20 protein-coding genes, 4 tRNA genes and 1 rRNA gene are annotated in these 18646 nt (G+C 39.0%); 20 read left to right on the plus strand and 5 right to left on the minus strand.

The genetic code is table 11. The features are described 5' to 3' along the window. From ABVZ64_RS05570 to ABVZ64_RS05630, 13 genes are all read left to right on the plus strand, one after another. Window positions 1-245, plus strand: a 16S ribosomal RNA gene (locus ABVZ64_RS05570); the annotation flags it as partial. Between the two features lie 100 nt (window positions 246-345). Further along, window positions 346-426, plus strand: a tRNA-Tyr gene (locus tag ABVZ64_RS05575). Window positions 427-568: 142 nt separating this feature from the next. After that, window positions 569-1903, plus strand: coding sequence for a PepSY domain-containing protein (locus ABVZ64_RS05580; RefSeq protein ID WP_352400063.1), 1335 nt, complete (start codon window positions 569-571; stop codon window positions 1901-1903). A gap of 173 nt (window positions 1904-2076) precedes the next feature. Beyond that, a complete protein-coding gene (locus ABVZ64_RS05585; RefSeq protein ID WP_352400064.1) occupies window positions 2077-2415 on the plus strand; it encodes a PadR family transcriptional regulator in 339 nt (112 codons plus the stop codon). Continuing rightward, entirely contained in the window at window positions 2402-3118 is a 717-nt protein-coding gene (locus ABVZ64_RS05590) for a permease prefix domain 1-containing protein (RefSeq protein ID WP_352400065.1), read from the plus strand. Before ABVZ64_RS05585 ends, ABVZ64_RS05590 begins: the two co-directional genes overlap by 14 nt. After that, on the plus strand, window positions 3108-3713 hold the full coding sequence (locus ABVZ64_RS05595; protein WP_352400066.1) for a hypothetical protein: 606 nt from the start codon (window positions 3108-3110) through the stop codon (window positions 3711-3713). Before ABVZ64_RS05590 ends, ABVZ64_RS05595 begins: the two co-directional genes overlap by 11 nt. A 172-nt stretch (window positions 3714-3885) precedes the next feature. Beyond that, a tRNA-Leu gene (locus tag ABVZ64_RS05600) sits at window positions 3886-3969 on the plus strand. 22 nt (window positions 3970-3991) lie between these two features. Then, window positions 3992-4067, plus strand: a tRNA-Phe gene (locus ABVZ64_RS05605). A gap of 5 nt (window positions 4068-4072) precedes the next feature. Beyond that, window positions 4073-4144 (plus strand) — tRNA-Gly (locus tag ABVZ64_RS05610). 284 nt (window positions 4145-4428) lie between these two features. Further along, window positions 4429-4638, plus strand: a complete 210-nt coding sequence (locus tag ABVZ64_RS05615) for a FeoA family protein (protein WP_352400067.1) — start codon at window positions 4429-4431, stop codon at window positions 4636-4638. Window positions 4639-4650: 12 nt separating this feature from the next. Beyond that, complete coding sequence (locus ABVZ64_RS05620) at window positions 4651-4872, plus strand: FeoA family protein (protein WP_313525061.1); 222 nt, start codon at window positions 4651-4653, stop codon at window positions 4870-4872. Window positions 4873-4947: 75 nt separating this feature from the next. Then, window positions 4948-7116 carry a ferrous iron transport protein B gene (gene feoB / locus ABVZ64_RS05625; RefSeq protein WP_352400068.1) on the plus strand — a complete coding sequence of 723 codons (2169 nt, stop codon included), beginning with the start codon at window positions 4948-4950 and terminating at the stop codon, window positions 7114-7116. Between the two features lie 17 nt (window positions 7117-7133). After that, window positions 7134-7268 carry a FeoB-associated Cys-rich membrane protein gene (locus tag ABVZ64_RS05630; protein ID WP_352400069.1) on the plus strand — a complete coding sequence of 45 codons (135 nt, stop codon included), beginning with the start codon at window positions 7134-7136 and terminating at the stop codon, window positions 7266-7268. A 774-nt stretch (window positions 7269-8042) separates the two neighbouring features. Here the strand turns inward: ABVZ64_RS05630 and ABVZ64_RS05635 are convergent. From ABVZ64_RS05635 to ABVZ64_RS05645, 3 genes are read right to left on the minus strand one after another with little or no spacing between them, the layout of a single operon-like run. Continuing rightward, window positions 8043-8456 (minus strand): flavodoxin, encoded by a 414-nt coding sequence (locus tag ABVZ64_RS05635; protein WP_352400070.1) that lies wholly within the window; start codon window positions 8454-8456, stop codon window positions 8043-8045. Then, on the minus strand, window positions 8457-9050 hold the full coding sequence (locus ABVZ64_RS05640) for a DUF3793 family protein (protein WP_352400071.1): 594 nt from the start codon (window positions 9048-9050) through the stop codon (window positions 8457-8459). It abuts the gene before it with no gap. Window positions 9051-9082: 32 nt separating this feature from the next. Beyond that, entirely contained in the window at window positions 9083-9367 is a 285-nt protein-coding gene (locus ABVZ64_RS05645) for a DUF2325 domain-containing protein (RefSeq protein WP_352400072.1), read from the minus strand. Window positions 9368-9543: 176 nt separating this feature from the next. Here ABVZ64_RS05645 and ABVZ64_RS05650 point away from each other — a divergent pair, with 176 nt between their 5' ends. The 3 genes from ABVZ64_RS05650 to ABVZ64_RS05660 all read left to right on the plus strand — a co-directional run bounded on the left by ABVZ64_RS05650 (window position 9544) and on the right by ABVZ64_RS05660 (window position 11664). Then, window positions 9544-9879, plus strand: coding sequence for a GNAT family N-acetyltransferase (locus ABVZ64_RS05650; protein WP_352400073.1), 336 nt, complete (start codon window positions 9544-9546; stop codon window positions 9877-9879). Between the two features lie 289 nt (window positions 9880-10168). Beyond that, complete coding sequence (locus tag ABVZ64_RS05655) at window positions 10169-10960, plus strand: GTP pyrophosphokinase (protein ID WP_352400074.1); 792 nt, start codon at window positions 10169-10171, stop codon at window positions 10958-10960. Window positions 10961-10974: 14 nt separating this feature from the next. Further along, the gene (locus ABVZ64_RS05660) at window positions 10975-11664 is read left to right on the plus strand and encodes a metallophosphoesterase (RefSeq protein WP_352400075.1); all 690 of its coding nucleotides are present in this window, start codon (window positions 10975-10977) and stop codon (window positions 11662-11664) included. A gap of 44 nt (window positions 11665-11708) precedes the next feature. On the opposite strand, the gene ABVZ64_RS05665 is transcribed toward ABVZ64_RS05660, so the two are convergent. Continuing rightward, window positions 11709-11942 carry a hypothetical protein gene (locus ABVZ64_RS05665; RefSeq protein ID WP_352400076.1) on the minus strand — a complete coding sequence of 78 codons (234 nt, stop codon included), beginning with the start codon at window positions 11940-11942 and terminating at the stop codon, window positions 11709-11711. 34 nt (window positions 11943-11976) lie between these two features. Continuing rightward, the gene (locus ABVZ64_RS05670) at window positions 11977-12561 is read right to left on the minus strand and encodes a flavin reductase family protein (RefSeq protein ID WP_352400077.1); all 585 of its coding nucleotides are present in this window, start codon (window positions 12559-12561) and stop codon (window positions 11977-11979) included. Between the two features lie 187 nt (window positions 12562-12748). Between ABVZ64_RS05670 and ABVZ64_RS05675 the strand changes: the two genes are divergently transcribed. The 4 genes from ABVZ64_RS05675 (at window position 12749) to tkt (ending at window position 18626) form a co-directional block, all read left to right on the plus strand. Continuing rightward, window positions 12749-14086 (plus strand): RsmF rRNA methyltransferase first C-terminal domain-containing protein, encoded by a 1338-nt coding sequence (locus ABVZ64_RS05675; protein ID WP_352400078.1) that lies wholly within the window; start codon window positions 12749-12751, stop codon window positions 14084-14086. 108 nt (window positions 14087-14194) lie between these two features. Then, window positions 14195-15661: a threonine synthase gene (gene thrC, locus ABVZ64_RS05680; protein ID WP_352400079.1), complete on the plus strand. Its 1467-nt coding sequence runs from the start codon at window positions 14195-14197 to the stop codon at window positions 15659-15661. Window positions 15662-15951: 290 nt separating this feature from the next. After that, on the plus strand, window positions 15952-16599 hold the full coding sequence (fsa, locus tag ABVZ64_RS05685; RefSeq protein ID WP_352400080.1) for a fructose-6-phosphate aldolase: 648 nt from the start codon (window positions 15952-15954) through the stop codon (window positions 16597-16599). 44 nt (window positions 16600-16643) lie between these two features. Beyond that, the gene (tkt, locus tag ABVZ64_RS05690) at window positions 16644-18626 is read left to right on the plus strand and encodes a transketolase (protein ID WP_352400081.1); all 1983 of its coding nucleotides are present in this window, start codon (window positions 16644-16646) and stop codon (window positions 18624-18626) included. Window positions 18627-18646: the final 20 nt, after the last annotated feature.

Below are 18646 nucleotides of genomic sequence, written 5' to 3' on the forward strand. Positions count from 1 at the left end.
CAGTTCGGATTGTAGTCTGCAACTCGACTACATGAAGCTGGAATCGCTAGTAATCGCGAATCAGAATGTCGCGGTGAATACGTTCCCGGGCCTTGTACACACCGCCCGTCACACCATGGGAGTTGGAAGCACCCGAAGTCGGTGACCTAACCGTAAGGAAGGAGCCGCCGAAGGTGAAGCCAGTGACTGGGGTGAAGTCGTAACAAGGTAGCCGTATCGGAAGGTGCGGCTGGATCACCTCCTTTCTATGGAGTATTGGTTGTGACTCAACGCTATTCTATTTTGAGAGTTTACAGGACTTTTTTTTTAGAAAATTTTTTTAAATATCACGCAATTGAATTATTTGGGTGGATTCCCGAGCGGCCAAAGGGGGCAGACTGTAAATCTGTTGCGATAGCTTCGAAGGTTCGAATCCTTCTCCGCCCATTATTTAACAAACCGAAAGGTTTGTTTTTTTTGTTTTGTGATTTTTACATAAAAGGTCTTTTTTATTGTTGGACTGGATTTATGGTAACAACTATGTTAGGATAAACGTATCGGAGTGTTTCTAATAAATGGGGACGAAAGGATGAGTTTAATGAAAAAAATGGTTGGGTTTTTAACAGCAGGGGCATTGGTATGCTCTTTGGCAGTACCAGGTTTTGCCCAAAATGTGACAAATGCAGAATTAAGGTCAGATTTTACAATTGAAATTGATGGGGATCAGTACTTTTTTACCCGTGCAGATGGTAGCGTTGCCCTTCCTATATTGTATAAAGATACAACTTATTTGCCCTTACGTTCCATTGGCCAAGTTATGGGCAAAAATGTGAACTGGGATGAAAGTAACAAAACAATTACATTAAGTGGTTCTAGGGAGGAATTAACGGAAAAAGGAGAGTCGGCCAGAGCAGAATCAAAGGATGTTATGGTGCAGGAGAAACCGGATTTCACAATTGTAATTGACGGTGACCAAAAAGAATTTAAAACTCCTTCAGGTGATAAAGTAAATCCCATTGTATATAATGGTTCTACCTATCTGCCATTGCGTGCAATAGGTCAAATTATGGGAAAAAATGTTGCCTGGGATAGTGCAGAGAAAAAGGTAAGTCTTGCTCCTGCAAATAGCACAGTAACAGATGCAGATAGCTTTGTTACAGAGGGCGAAGAAGGCACTAATCTTGAAAAAGGCGATATTGGAATGGGCAAGGCGAAGGAAATAGCACTGGCCCATGCGAAACTAGATGCGAAGGATGTTCGATTTGTAGACACAAAAATGGATAAAGAAGATGGTAAGAAGGTTTATGAAATCGAGTTTTATCATGGCAACAATGAGTATGACTATGAAATTGATGCATTAACAGGAGCAATTTTGTCTGTTGACCATGAAATTGAGGATTTTAATGTAGCAGAGGAAGGAAAATTTATAAATGCTGAACAGGCCAAAAAAGCAGCGTTAGGCCATGCCAATGTAAAAAACAGTGAAGCAACATTTACAAAAGTTGAAAATGACGATGATAAAAATATAGAGGTTGCTTTTTATACCTCAAGTGCTGAGTATGAATATACCATTCATAGTATCACTGGGGCAGTTATAGACTTTGAAATGGAGGATAAAGAAGGAAACACTGTTGAAGTCACCATTACATTAGCCGAGGCGAAAAAAACAGCCCTTTCCCATGCTGGAGTTAAGGAAAAAGATGTAACTTTTACAAAGGCAAAGCTCGATACAGACGATAAGAACAAGATTTATGAATTAGAATTCCAGACCGATAGTACTGAATTTGAATATACCATTGATGCAAAAACAGGTAAAGTAGTAGAGTTCGAAAAGGATGAGAAAGACAGCAAAGAAAGCGATAAAGGTAAGAAGGAAGATAAAAATAAAGGCCAAAATGAAAAAGATGATGACGATGAAGACTAAGTGGAGTTTCAACGTCAATTAAATCAAACAAAGTCCCTCTCTTTTTAGAAGATTTCTGAAAGAGAGGGACTTTGTTTTGGAAAATGGGACTTGAATCGATTTTTCTTGACATACATAGAACATCTAGGTAATATATTATTTAGATGTTCTATGTATAAATGGAGGCTGAATCAATGGACAAAGGATTGATTGGTGGTAGCACCTTTTTGATGGTGTTATCCTTACTGCAGGAAAAAGATTATTATGGTTATCAAATCATAAAAGAAATTGAGCTACGAAGTAACCAAGTTTTTCAATTTAAAGAGGGAACATTATACCCTGTTTTACATCGTATGGAGAGCCAAGGGTTAGTGAAATCATATAAGGCTAAGGCAGAAACAGGAAAGGAACGTAAGTACTATCAAATTACGACAAAGGGCAAAACCCAGATGGCCGATGAACGCAAACAGTGGAACGAGTTTACTGGTTCTGTGCAAAAGGTTTTAGGGGGTGCGGGGTATGCGTGTACCTGACTGGGAGGATTATATCAAGCGAGTATTATCTCACGTTAAGTTTAAATATGACCATAATACCATCTATTTTGAACTCAGGGATCACTTAGAGGATCGCTATGACGATTTTCTTTCTGAGGGGTTGACTGAGGAGGAAGCCGCTAAGGCAGTTTTAACCTGCATGGGTGATCCTGACATGATAGGCGAGGAATTAGATCAGGTTCATAACCCTGTGTTGGGCTGGATTTGGCGGTGCTTGAGAATGGTGTTCATAGTTTTAGTTATAGCCAATATATTGCCTATTTTTTCCTTAGCAAGCACAGGGATTTATTCTGCATTGGAAAGATATGATAAAAAAGAGGATAGTGCCCTGGTATATACCATTGATGTAGATTATCGGGAAAAAATATATGATACTACATTGATCATAGACAAAGTTTTGTATTATGAGGATAACACTTTAGAGGTACGTTATGCTACTTGGACAAATCCTTTTTCAGACAGTATAAAGTGGAATTCTTCCATAGGGGTTAAGATATTTGATGATAACGAGGATGTATATTCTGGGGGAAGTGGATGGAAAAGCGGTGGATATTATGGGAGAGGACAACAATTTTTAAAAAATGTACCACCGACCGCAAACAAAATTATGATTTCATTTGGACAAAATGAAGAAATACCAATTACATTAACAGAGGGGCGGGTGATGGCCCATGAGTCGTAAAAAACATGTACTATTTTTCATCATTCTGATTCCAGTATTTTTATTTTCATTTATGCGATTGGGCAGTTACTTCTTTACTGCAGAAGACGTATTCTATGCTTGTGAGAGAGGATTAGGATATGGCCCTTCTGATAAAATTCTAGGTGAATACGATCTAGAGGGAAGAAGTAAATTAATTGTTGGCAAGTGGAATGGGGATCTATCGGTAGTACCAGCAGAGCCCGCATTTGTTGTTTTGTGGAAGTTAAAGGATGGCGGAGTGAGTGGTTTTATTCCCTGTGAAAAGATTGTAACAGGGAATTTGCTAATTGATGGTAAAATCCTAGGGCTTGTATCAGACAGAGAAATTTCTGAAGTGATATGCCAAGTAGAGTATGGTGACTATGAAAATCCACTTACACAGCAGATATCTATGGGTGTGGATGAAAATGGTTTCTTTGGCGGTGAGTGGAAAAACCAAAATCCAGACGATAGCTACGCAAGGATTACATATATAGAGGGAATAAATGAACAGAAAGAGGTTGTATATCGTGATGGGATGAGTCCGGAGGGAGTATACTATAATAATGGGGTTCAAGAAAACTGGGGAAAGTGAGGCTTTTGAAAAGCAACTGTTCTATTCCTGAAAGCTAAATTTTGGTAGACATAAGGTAAAGTTATATTTTGTTTAAAAATTCATGCAAAATAAAAAAATCATGTAAAAAAGTATTGACAAATTAGGCTGTCTTTGTTATATTAAATGAGCGGTTTGGAAAGAGCAAGAATTTGCCCGAGTGGCGGAATTGGCAGACGCACAGGACTTAAAATCCTGCGAGGTAACACTCGTACCGGTTCGACCCCGGTCTCGGGCATAACCGCTTAAATTTAATATGTGCCCAGATAGCTCAGTCGGTAGAGCAGAGGACTGAAAATCCTCGTGTCGCTGGTTCGATTCCGGCTCTGGGCACCATATATGCGCGAGTGGCTCAGTGGTAGAGCATCGCCTTGCCAAGGCGAGGGTCGCGAGTTCGAATCTCGTCTCGCGCTTAAAAAGTGTCTAAAGTATTAGGCACTTTTTTTGTGTTTGATACAAGGGCGTAAGGGATAGTATCATACTTTTCGTAGGCATCTATTCTGTAATACATTTTTTGTTTGTATTCATTTTTATACCAATAGGTTATGTTAAAAATTACCTTAATTCTGTGTTAGAATTGTAAAATTTTATATGAATCAGTGAGAAGATTATACTTGACGGAATGAGTTAGGCGTGGTAAACTTGAAATAAATATTAGATAGAACTAACGAATGTTAGCTGGGAAGGGGGAATAAAGATGCCACTTACATTAGCAAATTTGGGAATTCCACAAATTATCAAACGCATTGGCGGAAAAGATGAAACGCAACGGTTTTTGGCTTCCCTTGGATTTGTAACAGGAAGTGAAGTGACTGTAATTTCCGAATTTCAAGGAAATGTAATTGTAAATGTAAAAGAATCCAGAGTTGCAATCAGCAAGTCCATGGCTTGCAGAATTATGGTATAAGGATGGGATGACATGAGAACATTAAAAGATGCAAAAGTTGGCGAGCATATCTCTGTGCTTAAAATTACGGGCGAAGGGCCTGTAAAAAGAAGAATTATGGATATGGGCATCACCAAGGGCGTTGAAGTTTTTATTCGTAAAGTTGCACCCCTGGGCGACCCAGTTGAAGTTACGGTAAGAGGATATGAGCTTTCGTTAAGAAAAGCGGATGCCCAGATGGTGATTATTGAGTAAAAATTTTGGATAAGAGTTAGCATTGACTAATTTACGATGGGATGTTAGCTAGGGCTAACGATGAGGAGGATTATTATGTCAGTAAAAATTGCTCTTGCCGGAAATCCTAACTGCGGCAAGACAACACTATTTAATGCTTTGACTGGTTCCAATCAGTTTGTGGGTAACTGGCCAGGAGTAACGGTTGAAAAAAAAGAAGGTAAACTAAAGGGTCAGAAGGATGTAACCATAACAGACTTGCCAGGTATTTACTCCTTATCTCCTTATACATTAGAAGAAGTTGTAGCTAGAAATTACTTAACCAACGAGAAACCTGATGGGATTTTGAACATCGTTGATGGTACAAATCTTGAAAGAAATTTATACTTAACAACCCAGTTGGCAGAGTTGGGGATTCCAATGGTAATTGCTGTGAATATGATGGATGTGGTTAAGAAAAATGGTGACACTATCCAAATAAAACAGTTGGCAGACAAAATTGGTTGTCCTGTGTTAGAAATTTCTGCCCTGAAAGGAACTGGTGTTAAGGAAGCGGCCCAAGCTGCAATTGAAGCTGCAAATGCAGGTGTGCTTTGTAAGGCACATAGTTTTGCAGTTGAAGTGGAAGGGGCAATTTCTGCTATTTCTTCTCGTTTGTTCCAGGGAATTGAGGACAGTCAAAAGCGTTTTTATGCAATTAAACTTTTTGAAAGAGATGAAAAGTTACTACAGGATAAAACCAAATATCCTGATGTAGAGGATATTATTGCTAAGGTAGAAACTGAAATGGACGATGATAGTGAAAGTGTTATTACAAATGAAAGATACCTTTTTATCGGCGAAATTGTAAAAGGGTGTTATAAAAAACACAGCAAAGGAAAATTATCCACTTCCGATCGTATTGATCAAATTGTTACCAACCGTTGGTTGGCATTGCCTATCTTTGCATTTGTAATGTTCTTGGTTTACTATGTCTCCGTTTCTACCATTGGTGCTTCTGTAACAGATTGGGTTAACGATGGTGTCTTTGGTGAAGGTTGGTCATTATTTGGTGCGTGGGTTCCAGGTATCCCTACAGTTGTTGGCGATTTCTTAACTCAAATCAATTGTGCTGACTGGATGCAAGGTTTAATTCTGGATGGTATCATTGGTGGTGTTGGTGCTGTGTTAGGCTTTGTGCCCCAGATGTTGGTTTTGTTCTTATTTTTGGCATTTTTAGAGGCATGTGGTTATATGGCTCGAATTGCATTTATTATGGACCGTATTTTCCGTCGTTTTGGTTTATCTGGCAAATCCTTTATCCCCATGTTAATTGGTACAGGATGCGGCGTGCCGGGAATTATGGCCTCTAGAACCATTGAAAGTGACAGGGATCGAAAAATGACAATCATTACCACCACTTTTATTCCGTGTGGAGCAAAGCTTCCTGTTATTGCATTGATTGCCGGTGCTCTTTTTGGTGGAGCGGCATGGGTTGCACCTAGTGCTTATTTCATTGGGATTGGGGCAATTATTATTTCTGGAATTATTCTAAAGAAAACAAAGTTATTTGCAGGGGATACAGCCCCCTTTGTTATGGAACTTCCGGCTTATCACATGCCTACGATTTCAAATGTATTGCGTAGTATGTGGGAAAGAGGATGGTCCTTTATTAAAAAAGCAGGTACCATAATTTTGCTTTCTGCAGTGCTAATTTGGTTCTTATCAAATTTCGGTTTTGTGGATGGCTCACTGGTAATGGTAGATGATTTGAGTGATGGTTTACTTGCTATGTTTGGCAGTGCAATTGCTTGGATATTTCAGCCTCTTGGTTGGGGTAACTGGCAGGCGGCAGTGGCGGCAATTATGGGCTTGGTAGCAAAAGAAAATGTAGTAGGTACCTTTGGTGTTCTTTATGGTTTTGCGGAAGTTGCAGAAGATGGTATGGAGATTTGGGGAACTTTAGCTTCAAGCTTTACTCAGATTTCTGCATATAGTTTCTTAGTTTTCAATTTGTTATGTGCACCTTGTTTTGCGGCTATTGGTGCCATCAAGAGAGAAATGAACAACGCGAAATGGACATGGTTTGCAATTGCATACCAGACAATTTTTGCTTATGCGGTTTCTTTCTGTGTATACCAGATTGGTTCCGTATTGACAGGTGTTACTGCTTTTGGCACTGGTACAATCATTGCAATTTTGGTTGTAATTGGATTCATCTATTTGATGGTTCGCTCTGGTGGCAAACCTAAAGAAAATAAGGTTTCTGTAGGCCTTGTAGGATAGGAAAGGAGGCTATGACTATGTCACTGGGAACAATTATTGTTGGTATCGTATTAATTGGTGTGGTGGTTGCCATTGTTAAACATTTGAAAAAAGAAAAAGGGTGCGGTTGTGGTGGAGATTGTTCTTCATGCACCCACTGTGATCACTCGTAACAATAAATAAGCAATAGAAAAAGGTACTACCGAAAATTATCGGTAGTACCTTTTTGTGTTTGAGGGGGAATTGGAGCAGTCGAACACAACAGTGGAGCTGACTGATAAAACAGTAAAAGGAGGAGAGCATTGGTTAGGGGCAAAAAATTCACATATGGCAAAGGTGTAGTTCTAGTGAATATAATTTTAATTATTTCTTTCGGAGTATACGTAGGTCTACAACAATGAGTACTTTGACTTTCGTTGCTCCTTGCAGCAGTTCTAGTGTAAAGGCATATGAAATAGTTAATTTGTCACGAGCGATATTATTGCCTATATACCCTAGAGGAGGCAGCAAAACACTTACTTTCAGAATTATGCATTTATTAACTCTGACACCCATAAAGGAATTCCTGCAAACAATCATTTATGCACACCGATTCCTAACCTCTTAGTTAAAATATCCTAGATAAAAAGACAGACTTCCGCTTTGTATAGCTAATCCAGAGTCATCCTTTTTGTTTTTACAAGTATTAAACTTAACGTATGGTTTGAAATGACTCCCCCGCCCAGTTAGGGCAATATGTCTTAATTAAATGCTATGGTTTAATTTGGGAGAAGGAACTTTTAAACTTCATATTAAATAGTGTAATTTAGCAAAATTTATATAAGATCAGGAACAATTGGGTCATTGCCTTTAAGGGACGAAGTAGGAATACATAGGAAAAGACACCTGAATTCACAGGTGCCTGAAAGGAAAAGGATTGAAAAAGGATGCTATGGATTAGATCCTTCTTAGTAAGCTAAGAAGTCCTGACCAAACTTTAAGCAACGTGCTTTGCCATGTGCGTCGGGGAATCCACAGATAATCAAACCCTCATCAAAGAGGTTCATACCTGCTTTTTCGCATCTAGTGCACCAATCGCGCATCCACTGGCCATCACCCCATCCATAAGAGCCAAACAAAGCCACTTTTTTGCCTTTTAAGGTGTTTTCGATGGAGGAGAAGAATGGTTCAAATTCACCTTCTTCCAAAACTTCATCGCCCATGGAGGGACAACCAAATGCTATTTTATCATAATCACTAATGTTGCCGTTAAGTGCATCAACTGAAATGAGCTCAGTGTCTGATCCCATGCCCTGGGCAATTTCTTTCGCCATTACTGATGTATTTCCTGTTCCACTCCAATAAATTACTGCGTTTTTCATTTACAAAACCTCCTGTAATGTTAGTTTTGCTTCTAAAAGAGAAAGAATTGGTATCCCTTTGGAAGCCTGTTTTAATAATTTTTTTCTACAATTTGTATACTGCTGAAAAGTTGCTACAGCTGCTTTTTCGTCACCGTAAACTTTCCAATAACCACAGAGCTTGTAATTTTGCCCTTTCTCATCAATGAATGCAAATACATCTGACGATGGATAACCAAGAAAGAAACCAATTTCATGAGGGAATTCATTGCATTTCTGGATACGTTGGCGTAAAAAGGCTAGCGTATTCATAAGGGAAGATTCCTGATCTACTGTTTGGGGATACCCAGTTTTTACAAGGAAGTCTTTTACTTTAGGGTCGCTAAAATATTCTAAAAGTGCTTCCTTTCTGTATACCAAGAAGAATACACGTTTTTCGCAGCAGTAAAGATACTGCAACGAAATTTCTTTTTTTTCCAGTTGTTTTTGGTAATTTGCCACTTCATCTTTCAGGTTTTGCAGACGAGGTAAAGGTAGAGAAAATAGATTCGCCTGCTTAATTCCATAAAGGGTAGGGGCGCCATGATAAAGCATCTGCATCTCAAAATCAGACATAAGTTTACCTCCTTTTGTTAGTTTAGGCTAACTTAAGCCTGACAGTAAGAGCTAAGAATTTTATTTAAAGCCGAGGAAGAAGAACTATGAGAACGAGCAATCGTGATTTGATTACGTTCTGCCTCTTGAACTGCACCAGCAACCATAATGTGAGAAACTGTGCTGGTAAAAAGAACAATTAAATCTGCTTTGCCAATCTGGCTGCGGAAATTTCCTGGCATTTGAGTGAAAACTTTACTTTTACACTTATATTTTTTACATATATCCATATATTGACGAACCATGCGATCATGGCCGCCTACAATAACAACGCTCATGAGAGACCTCCAAAAATTGAATTTAGTTAGTTAAAGCTAACTATGGGAATATGCTACCATTGTTAGATATAATTGTCAAGATATTTTTTCAAAAATAAATTGAAAATATTTTGACGATGGAATAATATAGCAAGGTATTCCTGTTGTATGTTATACTGACATAAGGAGGGGTAGTTATGTTGATGACGGAACGTTTAATACTTCGAAATTTAACAGAAGAAGATGTATTTGATCTTTTTGAATATAGTAAGGATACAGATGTTGGTAAAAATGCAGGGTGGAAACCCCACGAAAACATTGAAGAGTCAAAACAAATTATTGAAACTGTATTTTTGGGGCAAGAAGATATATTTGGGATTATCCAGAAGGAAAGCAACAAATTAATGGGAACGGTAGGACTTATACCAGACATAACTAGGGAAAACGAAGAATGTAGAATGATTGGATATGCTTTAGGAAAAGCGTATTGGGGCAAGGGCTATATGACAGAAGCAGTGAGTGCGGTCCTTTAATATGGATTTGAGAAAAAAAATTACTCCTTAATTTCAGTGTCCCATTATCCCGATAATTTGCGTTCTCAAAAAGTGATTGAAAAATTTGGTTTTTATTATGAAGGTTTGCAGCGTCAAGGAGAAAGGCGTTACGACGGGGCTATAATGGATAAAAAATGGTATTCAATGACCAAAGACGAGTATTTTCAGGGCTTAAAATAATGGCATTTGGTTTCTACATAAATTTTAGCAATCATAGACTGGGATTTAAACTTAAATAAAAGTCAACACGAGGAGAAGAGGTGCCATTTTGGAAATAATCAACTGGAAAGAACTTTTATATCCTTATGAACAAGCTATGGATGAGTTGCTTTTAAAATTTCGTTATCTAGATAAGGAATGTAGACATCTAGGTATATATTCCCCTATCGACTCTGTCACTGGGCGTTTGAAGAAACCAGCAAGTATATTGGATAAAGCAGGGCGAAAGCAAATACCTCCTGAACAAATTGAATCAAAAATTGAGGATATTGCGGGGATTCGAATCCTCTGCCAGTTTGTAGAGGACATTGAAAAAGTTGTTGATATGGTTCGCAGTAGAAAGGATATGCGTATCATTGAGGAACGAGATTATATTACCAATACTAAACCTAGTGGGTATCGTAGTTATCATATCATCATACGTTATCCCATAAGTACTGCATTAGGGTCAAAGGAGGTATTGGCGGAAATTCAAATTCGAACCAATGCTATGAATTTTTGGGCAACGGCGGAACATTCCCTTAGATATAAATATAGCGGTAATATTCCTGAGAATTTACAAAAAAGACTTACCAATTGTGCCGAGGCGGCCTTTCATTTGGATCGAGAGATGGCAACCATTCGTGAAGAAATCACAAATGCCCAACGCCTTAATGAAATTAGGGGGAATTTGGTTTCCAATATTCTGGATAATATTCAAAGTTTGCATTTTGGGGCAAAATTAGAGGAAATGGATGAAATCAATAAAGAGTTTGTAGATATATGGAATAAAGAGGACATAGATGAATTAAAGGCATTTAATGAAAAGTTAAATGTATTAGCAGAGGTTTATCGTGTGTAAAAAGGAGCAAAGCAATGGGATTATTTGCAATTGCCGATCTTCATTTTGGGTTTTCAGTTAATAAACCTATGAGTATTTTTGGATCCCACTGGGAAGGTCACAGTGAAAAAATTATAGCGAACTGGAAGAAAGATGTGGGTGTTGAAGATACGGTTTTGTTGCCTGGTGATATTTCTTGGGCGATGAAAGAAGAAGATGCACAGGTTGATTTGCAGATTATCAATGATTTACCTGGACGAAAGATTTTTTTAGAGGGGAATCATGATTATTGGTGGAAATCTGCCTCAAAGTTAGAAAGAAAGTATGAAAAAATGCGTTTTTTGAAAAATGATTGTGAACTTTATGAAAATGTATTCATTTGTGGAACAAGAGGATGGCTTTGTCCCAATGATACACATTTTACACCCCAAGACAAAAAGTTGTATGAAAGGGAGCAGATTAGGCTAAAACTTTCTTTGGACACAGCCATGAGAAAAGGTGCAGAGGAAATACTACTGATGTTGCATTTTCCACCCACCAATGAAAAGCAAGAGAAGTCTGCATTTCTTCAAATAATTGAGGAATACCCAATTCGGCAGGTGGTGTATGGCCATTTACATGGCAAACAAAGCCATGACATGGGATTAAAAGGGGAAAGAAACGGGGTTCATTATCAATTAGTATCTGCTGATTATTTGAATTTTTGCCCCAAAAGAATACTGTAAATGCATAATAAAACGGCTATTGAATATTCAATAGCCGTTATTTTTTAATCTTCGTAGTCATTTGCAGCTTCAACAATCCACTTTTTCAATGCTCGTAGGTCGTAATCCTCTTCCAAATCCAATTCTAAGGAAAGATTTTCCAACTCGTCTTCTTCCGCAAGATAGGTTGCCTCAAAGGCTGAGGTTAAATCGTCTTCAAATAAAATTTCTCCTTCGATTGCCCAGCTATCATCGCCTTTATCGATAGAATAGATATTGACTTCTGTGATTCGTAACATTGCAAAAGATCCTCCCTTTAATACGTTTACGTTCTTATTTCTTCTTCTTTGTTGTTTTTTCCGGTTTTTTAACGGAATAGCCAAAAGTCCCCAATTGTTCACCGATGGTGAAGTATGCGCCGTGAGAATAACAAACAGGTTCTGTGGCATTAAAGTGGAATTTACCTGTCTTGTCTAAATAATCATCGCTCACGCTAACAGAAACGACTTCTGCTAAAAACATATGGTGAGTGCCCAGAGGAATTACTTCTTTTACTTTACACTCAATGTTTACAGGGCTTTCGTAAATAATAGGTGCACTTACTTTTTCGCCCTTTTTTGCAGTAAGGTTCATTTCCTTAAATTTATCCATATCACGTCCGCTTCTCACTCCACAAAAATCGCAGGCACGAGCCAAGTCTTTGGTAACCAAGTTGATTACAAATTCCCCGCTCTCTTTAATTAGGTCAAATGAGTGGCGTGAGGGACGAATGGAAACATAGGTCATTGCTGGGTCGCTATTTATGGTTCCCGTCCATGCAACTGTGATGATATTTCCTTTTTCCTGCGTACCGCAAGATACCATAACAACGGGCACAGGATAAAGTACGGTTCCAGGTTTCCATATTGCTTTTCCCATGGAATAACCTCCTTGTTAGATTGTATTAAATATAACTTAAAGTGACGATATTTATCTTATACGAGATATGGCACTTTGTAAAGATAAAAATCGCTAGAGTTTTGCTTTGTTTTTTTGGCTATTTCTTGTATTCTATGCAGTTTTTCAGTATGATGTTAAAAGGAAATTGATTATTTGGAGGAAAACTATGGAACTACCCATGCAGTATACGGAAAAGATGAAGGAACTTTTGGGAGAAGATTACCTAAAATACCTGGGTTCTTTTGAGGAATCAAGATATTTTGGCTTACGTACTAACACATTAAAATTGCAGCCAGAAGATTTAAAGGATAAAAAAGTATTTTCCCTTACACCTGTGCCTTGGTGTAGAGAAGGATTTTATTATATCGAAGGGGAACGCCCTGCCAAGCATCCCTATTATCATGCTGGATTATATTATTTGCAAGAGCCAAGCGCAATGAGCCCTGGGGCAGTTCTGCCAATCGAACCTGGTGACAGAGTTTTGGATATTTGTGCTGCTCCTGGAGGTAAATCAACCCACTTAGGGGCAAGACTCCAGGGGGAGGGTCTTTTGGTTGCCAACGACATCAGTGTAGGGCGTGCAAAAGCACTTCTTAAAAATATTGAGTTATTTGGCATACGCAACAGTGTAGTTATGAGTGAAACTCCTAACAAGTTGGGAGAACGGTTCCAGGGATTTTTTGATAAAATATTGATTGACGCACCCTGTTCTGGTGAAGGGATGTTTCGTAAGGAACCAGATATGGTGAAAAGCTGGAATGAAGAGATGCTTTCCTTTTGTCAAAAAGAGCAGACGAAGATATTGGAGTCGTGTGCCCATATGCTTCGTCCTGGCGGGATGATGTTATACTCCACGTGCACGTTTGCAGTTGAGGAGAATGAAAAGAGTATCGAGAATTTTTTGAAAAGCCACCCCGAGTTTTCTTTACTACCTATAGTTAAAGAGTATGGTTTTGTTGACGGCGTAAATGAATTTAATCAATGCGCACGCTTATATCCACATAGGTTAAAAGGGGAAGGACACTTTCTCGCATTGATGCTAAAAGGGGGAGAGGCACAAAGGGTTGTCTTGACCGGTGAAGCGGAAGAAGGGGAAAGGGACTTGGCACCGTTTTTTGAATTTGCCAATAAGACATTGCAGACGAAATTTGTTGGAACCTACAAAATATTTGGGGATAGCCTCTATCTCCTGCCAAAAGAGATGCCTGCGATGAAGGGATTGCGGATATTACGCACTGGTTGGCAACTAGGGACAATAAAAAAAGGGCGTTTTGAACCCTCTCAGGCTTTTGCTATGGGATTGTCCAAAGGAGATGTAATGAATGCGTCTGATTTTCCTTTGCAGGATGAAAGAGTCATTCGATACTTGAAAGGTGAAACAGTGGAAGCTGATGGCAAAGATGGATGGACATTGGTCTGTGTTGATGGGTATCCCCTTGGTTGGGCAAAGAGACAAGCTGGTAGATTAAAAAATAAATATGCAGTTAGGTGGAAATGGGAATGATTTGTCCTTTAATAGTGGACATATGTATAATGGTGGTTGACAAATGACGAAAAATTTGTAAAATGGAACTATCATATATTTTTTTGAAAGAGGAAGAAGGTAAATGGCATGGCAAATTTGACATATATCGGAACGAGAGATAAGTCTATTCAGGCAACAGCATCCCAAGCTATTTTAAAAGGTATCTGCCCAGATGGTGGACTTTATATACCTGAGGTGATTCCTACCATGGATCAATCTTTGGAGGAGTTAAGCAAGCTGAGCTATCAGGAATTGGCGTATGAAGTATTGAGTAAATTCTTAGATTTTACGGAAGATGAGCTGAAGTCGTGCATCAATGGGGCATATGACGAAAAATTTGATACCACGGAAATTGCTCCAGTGATCAAAAAGCATGATGCATTATTTTTAGAATTATTTCACGGTAGAACATTAGCTTTTAAGGATATGGCATTATCTATTTTACCATATTTGATGAAAACAGCAGCCAAACGAGAAGGTATCGACAAAGAAATTGTTATTTTAACTGCAACCTCTGGTGATACAGGTAAGGCGGCCTTAGAGGGTTTCGCAGGTGTGGATGGAACGAAAATTATTGTGTTTTTCCCTGAAGATGGCGTCAGCCCTGTACAAAAATTGCAGATGACGACCCAAGAGGGGGATAATACTTGTGTGGTTGGCATTTTAGGCAATTTTGACGATGCACAAAGTGCAGTGAAGAGTATCTTTACAGATAAAGACTTAGCTGAAGTACTTGAAAAAAGAGGATACCTGTTCTCTTCTGCAAACTCAATTAATATTGGCCGTTTGGTTCCTCAAATTGTGTATTACTTCCATGCATACTTAAGTGCTGTAAAACAAGGTGCTTTGAAGATGGGGGATGAACTAAACTTTACAGTTCCCACAGGAAACTTTGGTGACATTTTAGCGGGATGGTATGCAATGAAAATGGGCTTACCTGTTGGACACTTTGTTTGCGCATCTAACGACAACAAGGTACTGTATGATTTCTTCCGCACTGGTACGTATGATAGAAACAGACAGTTCCATGTGACAGTATCACCATCAATGGATATTTTGATTTCCAGCAATTTGGAGCGTTTGTTATGCCATATGGCAGGACAGGAAATTACAAAGGCAGGCATGAATCAATTAACACAGGATGGCAGTTACTCTGTTGAAATTACAGAAACAAAAATTAGCGGCGAATTTGCAACAGAAAAAGAAACTTATGATGCAATCAAGAGCTTCTTTGAGAAAACTGGTTATGTTATGGATACCCATACAGCAGTTGCATATGCTGCTTATCAGAAATATAAGATGGAAAGTAAAGATAGCAGACCAATGGTAATTGTTTCAACTGCCAGCCCTTATAAATTTACCAAAGATGTTATGATGGCTTTGGACGAAAAGTATGCTGCTGAGGATGCCTTTGAATTGATGGATGTTTTGTCAAAATTAAGCGGTGTTTCCATCCCTGAACCGATTCAAGGTATTGAAAAGAGAGAAATTTTACATAAAAATGTGTGTGACAGGGATAAAATTAAGGACTTTGTAAAAGGATATCTTTTGTAAGATTCATGAATTAATTTAAAAAACCGAGGGTGTTTTTTTCTAACACCCTCCTTTGTATTATGCAGATATGACAAGAAAAGTCCCGCTTTGGGTATGGGCTTTGCTTGCCTTTTAGAAAGTGTAGGTGCAAAGGGGAAAGCCGTTGATTTTGTCGTTTGGATGCATTACAATGTAAAAGAAACGCATTGTCAGCAGTTTTTAGAGTGTGTTTTTGAGTTTACACGCCGTCATTTATAATGGTGTGGAGTAAAAAATTAGGAATCTAAAAAGGACAAAAAGGAGATAATACCATGAAAATGTTCATCGACACAGCGAATGTGGAACACATCAAAGAGGCAAATGATTTAGGCGTTATTTGCGGCGTTACGACAAACCCTTCCCTTATTGCAAAAGAAGGTAGAGACTTCGTTGAAGTAGTAAAGGAAATTACAACAATCGTTGACGGCCCAATCAGTGCAGAGGTCATCAGCCTTGAGCATGAAGGCATGGTAACAGAAGCTAGAGAACTGGTTAAAATCCATAAAAATATTGTAATCAAAATCCCCATGACATTAGAAGGCTTAAAGGCTGTAAAAATTTTAACTGCAGAAGGGATTAAAACAAATGTAACTTTGATTTTTTCCGCAACACAGGCTTTAATGGCAGCAAGAGCAGGTGCAACATATGTTAGCCCTTTCTTAGGCAGAGTAGATGATATCGGTGCAGTAGGCATGACATTGATTGAAGAAATCGTTGATATCTTTGATGTACATGGCATTGAAACAGAAATTATTGCAGCGAGTATCCGTAATCCTTTGCATGTTATTGATGCAGCAAGAGTTGGTTGCCACATTGCAACAATTCCTTATAACGTATTGATTCAGATGGCAAAGCACCCTTTGACAGACATCGGCATCGAGCGTTTCTTGAAAGATTGGGAAACTGTACCAAAAAAATAATGAAACGTAACTGAGGTTTTAATTTTGTTTTCGGAGGTAAAAACATGAATCCTATGGATCAATTAACAATTAACACTCTGCGTTTTCTTTCCGCAGAAGCAATTCAAAAAGCAAATAGTGGCCACCCTGGTTTGCCCTTGGGTGCAGCACCTATGGCATACACATTATGGGCTAAAGGAATGAAGATAAATCCTAAAAATCCTGCATGGGATGATAGAGACCGTTTTGTTCTTTCTGCTGGTCACGGCTCTGCTTTGCTATATTCTTTGTTGCATGTGTTTGGTTATGGATTGACCATTGAAGACTTAAAGAATTTCCGTCAGAGAAACTCTTTGACACCTGGTCATCCAGAATATAAGCACACCGTGGGTGTAGAAACAACCACTGGTCCATTGGGACAGGGGATTGCAAATGCCGTAGGTATGGCTTTAGCAGAAAGTCACTTGGCTGCAAAGTTCAACACACCTGAATTTAAAATTGTTGACCATTATACTTTCGCGCTTTGTGGTGACGGTTGTTTGCAGGAAGGCGTTGCTTCTGAAGCGGTATCTTTGGCAGGCACAATGGGTCTTTCTAAATTAGTTCTTTTATATGACTGTAACAAAATAACAATTGAAGGTAGTACAGACACAGCATTTACAGAAGATGTGAAGGCTCGCTTTGTTGCATACGGTTGGGATGTATTTGAAGTGGAAGATGGCAATGATGTAGATGTCCTTGCAAAAACCATTGAAGAAGCAAAGGCTTCGGACAAGCCCGCTTTATTGAAAGTAAACACTCAGATTGGTTATGGTGCACCCAATAAACAGGGTAAGGCCTCTGCCCATGGCGAGCCCTTGGGCATGGAAGAAATTGGATTTGCAAAAGAAAACCTGGGTTGGAGCTATAAAGATGAATTCTTTGTGCCTGATGAAGTTAAGGCTCATATGGCAGAAATCATTGCTGATGGTGAAAAAGCAGAAGCAGCTTGGAACGAAATGTTTAAGGCTTATGCTGAAAAGAACCCTGAATTGGCAAAGGAATATGTTGCTTGGCATAGCGATGAATTAGCAGTTGATCTTTTAAACGACGAAGATTTCTGGAAAAATGAAGGTGACATTGCTACCCGTGCCGCTTCCGAAAAAGTATTGCAGAAGGTAGCGAAGGTGGTACCAAACTTGTTTGGTGGTTCTGCTGACCTAGCACCTTCCAATAAGTCTTTGATGAAAGATAGAGAATACTACAGCAAAGAAAACCCTGCAGGCTCCAATGTCCATTTTGGTATTCGTGAGTTTGCAATGACAGCTATGGCAAACGGTATTGCGGTGCATGGCGGTTTGCGCCCTTATGTAGCAGGCTTCTTTGTTTTTGCTGATTATATGAAGGCAGGACTTCGCATGGAATCCTTGATGGGATTGTCTGTAATTAGTATTTTGACCCACGATAGCATCGGCGTTGGTGAGGATGGCCCTACCCATCAACCTATTGAACATTTGGCAATGTTACGTAGTATGCCTAACTATATTGCCTTCCGCCCTTGCGATACAAGGGAAACAGCAGCCGGTTGGTATACCGCATTAACTAAAGTTAACACACCTACTGCTTTGGTTCTTTCCAGACAGAACCTGCCTGCTTTGGAGGGTACCGGAAAAGGTGCTTTAAAGGGTGCATATGTTCTGAAGGATTGCCAAGGAACCCCGGATGTATTATTAATGGCAAGTGGTTCCGAAGTGGAACTTATCTATAAAGCTTATGATCTATTGGCAGAAAAAGGCGTGAAAGCAAGAGTTATCAGCATGCCTAGCTGGGATTTATTCGAGGAGCAGAGCGCAGAATACAAAGAAAGCGTTATGCCTAAGGCGGTAAGAAGCAGAGTGGCTGTGGAAGCAGCAGCTGACTTTGGCTGGTTTAAATATGTTGGATTGGATGGTGCAGTAATTTCTATGGAAGGTTTTGGTGCATCCGCTCCTGCTGGATTGTTATTTAAAGATTTTGGTTTTACAGTTGAAAATGTAGTAGAAAAAGCTTTGACACTGGTAAAAGCATAAGCAAATTGAAAAGATATAAA

It is taken from the genome of Anaerotignum sp. (assembly GCF_040307045.1).
GTDB lineage: Bacteria > Bacillota > Clostridia > Lachnospirales > Anaerotignaceae > Chakrabartyella.

Coding starts and splice junctions, on each gene's coding strand:
- ABVZ64_RS05580 (WP_352400063.1), top strand. CDS start 569: ATGAGTTTAATGAAAAAAATGGTTGGGTTTTTAACAGCAGGGGCATTG.
- ABVZ64_RS05585 (WP_352400064.1), top strand. CDS start 2,077: ATGGACAAAGGATTGATTGGTGGTAGCACCTTTTTGATGGTGTTATCC.
- ABVZ64_RS05590 (WP_352400065.1), top strand. CDS start 2,402: ATGCGTGTACCTGACTGGGAGGATTATATCAAGCGAGTATTATCTCAC.
- ABVZ64_RS05595 (WP_352400066.1), top strand. CDS start 3,108: ATGAGTCGTAAAAAACATGTACTATTTTTCATCATTCTGATTCCAGTA.
- ABVZ64_RS05615 (WP_352400067.1), top strand. CDS start 4,429: ATGCCACTTACATTAGCAAATTTGGGAATTCCACAAATTATCAAACGC.
- ABVZ64_RS05620 (WP_313525061.1), top strand. CDS start 4,651: ATGAGAACATTAAAAGATGCAAAAGTTGGCGAGCATATCTCTGTGCTT.
- feoB (WP_352400068.1), top strand. CDS start 4,948: ATGTCAGTAAAAATTGCTCTTGCCGGAAATCCTAACTGCGGCAAGACA.
- ABVZ64_RS05630 (WP_352400069.1), top strand. CDS start 7,134: ATGTCACTGGGAACAATTATTGTTGGTATCGTATTAATTGGTGTGGTG.
- ABVZ64_RS05635 (WP_352400070.1), bottom strand. CDS start 8,456: ATGAAAAACGCAGTAATTTATTGGAGTGGAACAGGAAATACATCAGTA.
- ABVZ64_RS05640 (WP_352400071.1), bottom strand. CDS start 9,050: ATGTCTGATTTTGAGATGCAGATGCTTTATCATGGCGCCCCTACCCTT.
- ABVZ64_RS05645 (WP_352400072.1), bottom strand. CDS start 9,367: ATGAGCGTTGTTATTGTAGGCGGCCATGATCGCATGGTTCGTCAATAT.
- ABVZ64_RS05650 (WP_352400073.1), top strand. CDS start 9,544: ATGTTGATGACGGAACGTTTAATACTTCGAAATTTAACAGAAGAAGAT.
- ABVZ64_RS05660 (WP_352400075.1), top strand. CDS start 10,975: ATGGGATTATTTGCAATTGCCGATCTTCATTTTGGGTTTTCAGTTAAT.
- ABVZ64_RS05665 (WP_352400076.1), bottom strand. CDS start 11,942: ATGTTACGAATCACAGAAGTCAATATCTATTCTATCGATAAAGGCGAT.
- ABVZ64_RS05670 (WP_352400077.1), bottom strand. CDS start 12,561: ATGGGAAAAGCAATATGGAAACCTGGAACCGTACTTTATCCTGTGCCC.
- ABVZ64_RS05675 (WP_352400078.1), top strand. CDS start 12,749: ATGGAACTACCCATGCAGTATACGGAAAAGATGAAGGAACTTTTGGGA.
- thrC (WP_352400079.1), top strand. CDS start 14,195: ATGGCAAATTTGACATATATCGGAACGAGAGATAAGTCTATTCAGGCA.
- fsa (WP_352400080.1), top strand. CDS start 15,952: ATGAAAATGTTCATCGACACAGCGAATGTGGAACACATCAAAGAGGCA.
- tkt (WP_352400081.1), top strand. CDS start 16,644: ATGAATCCTATGGATCAATTAACAATTAACACTCTGCGTTTTCTTTCC.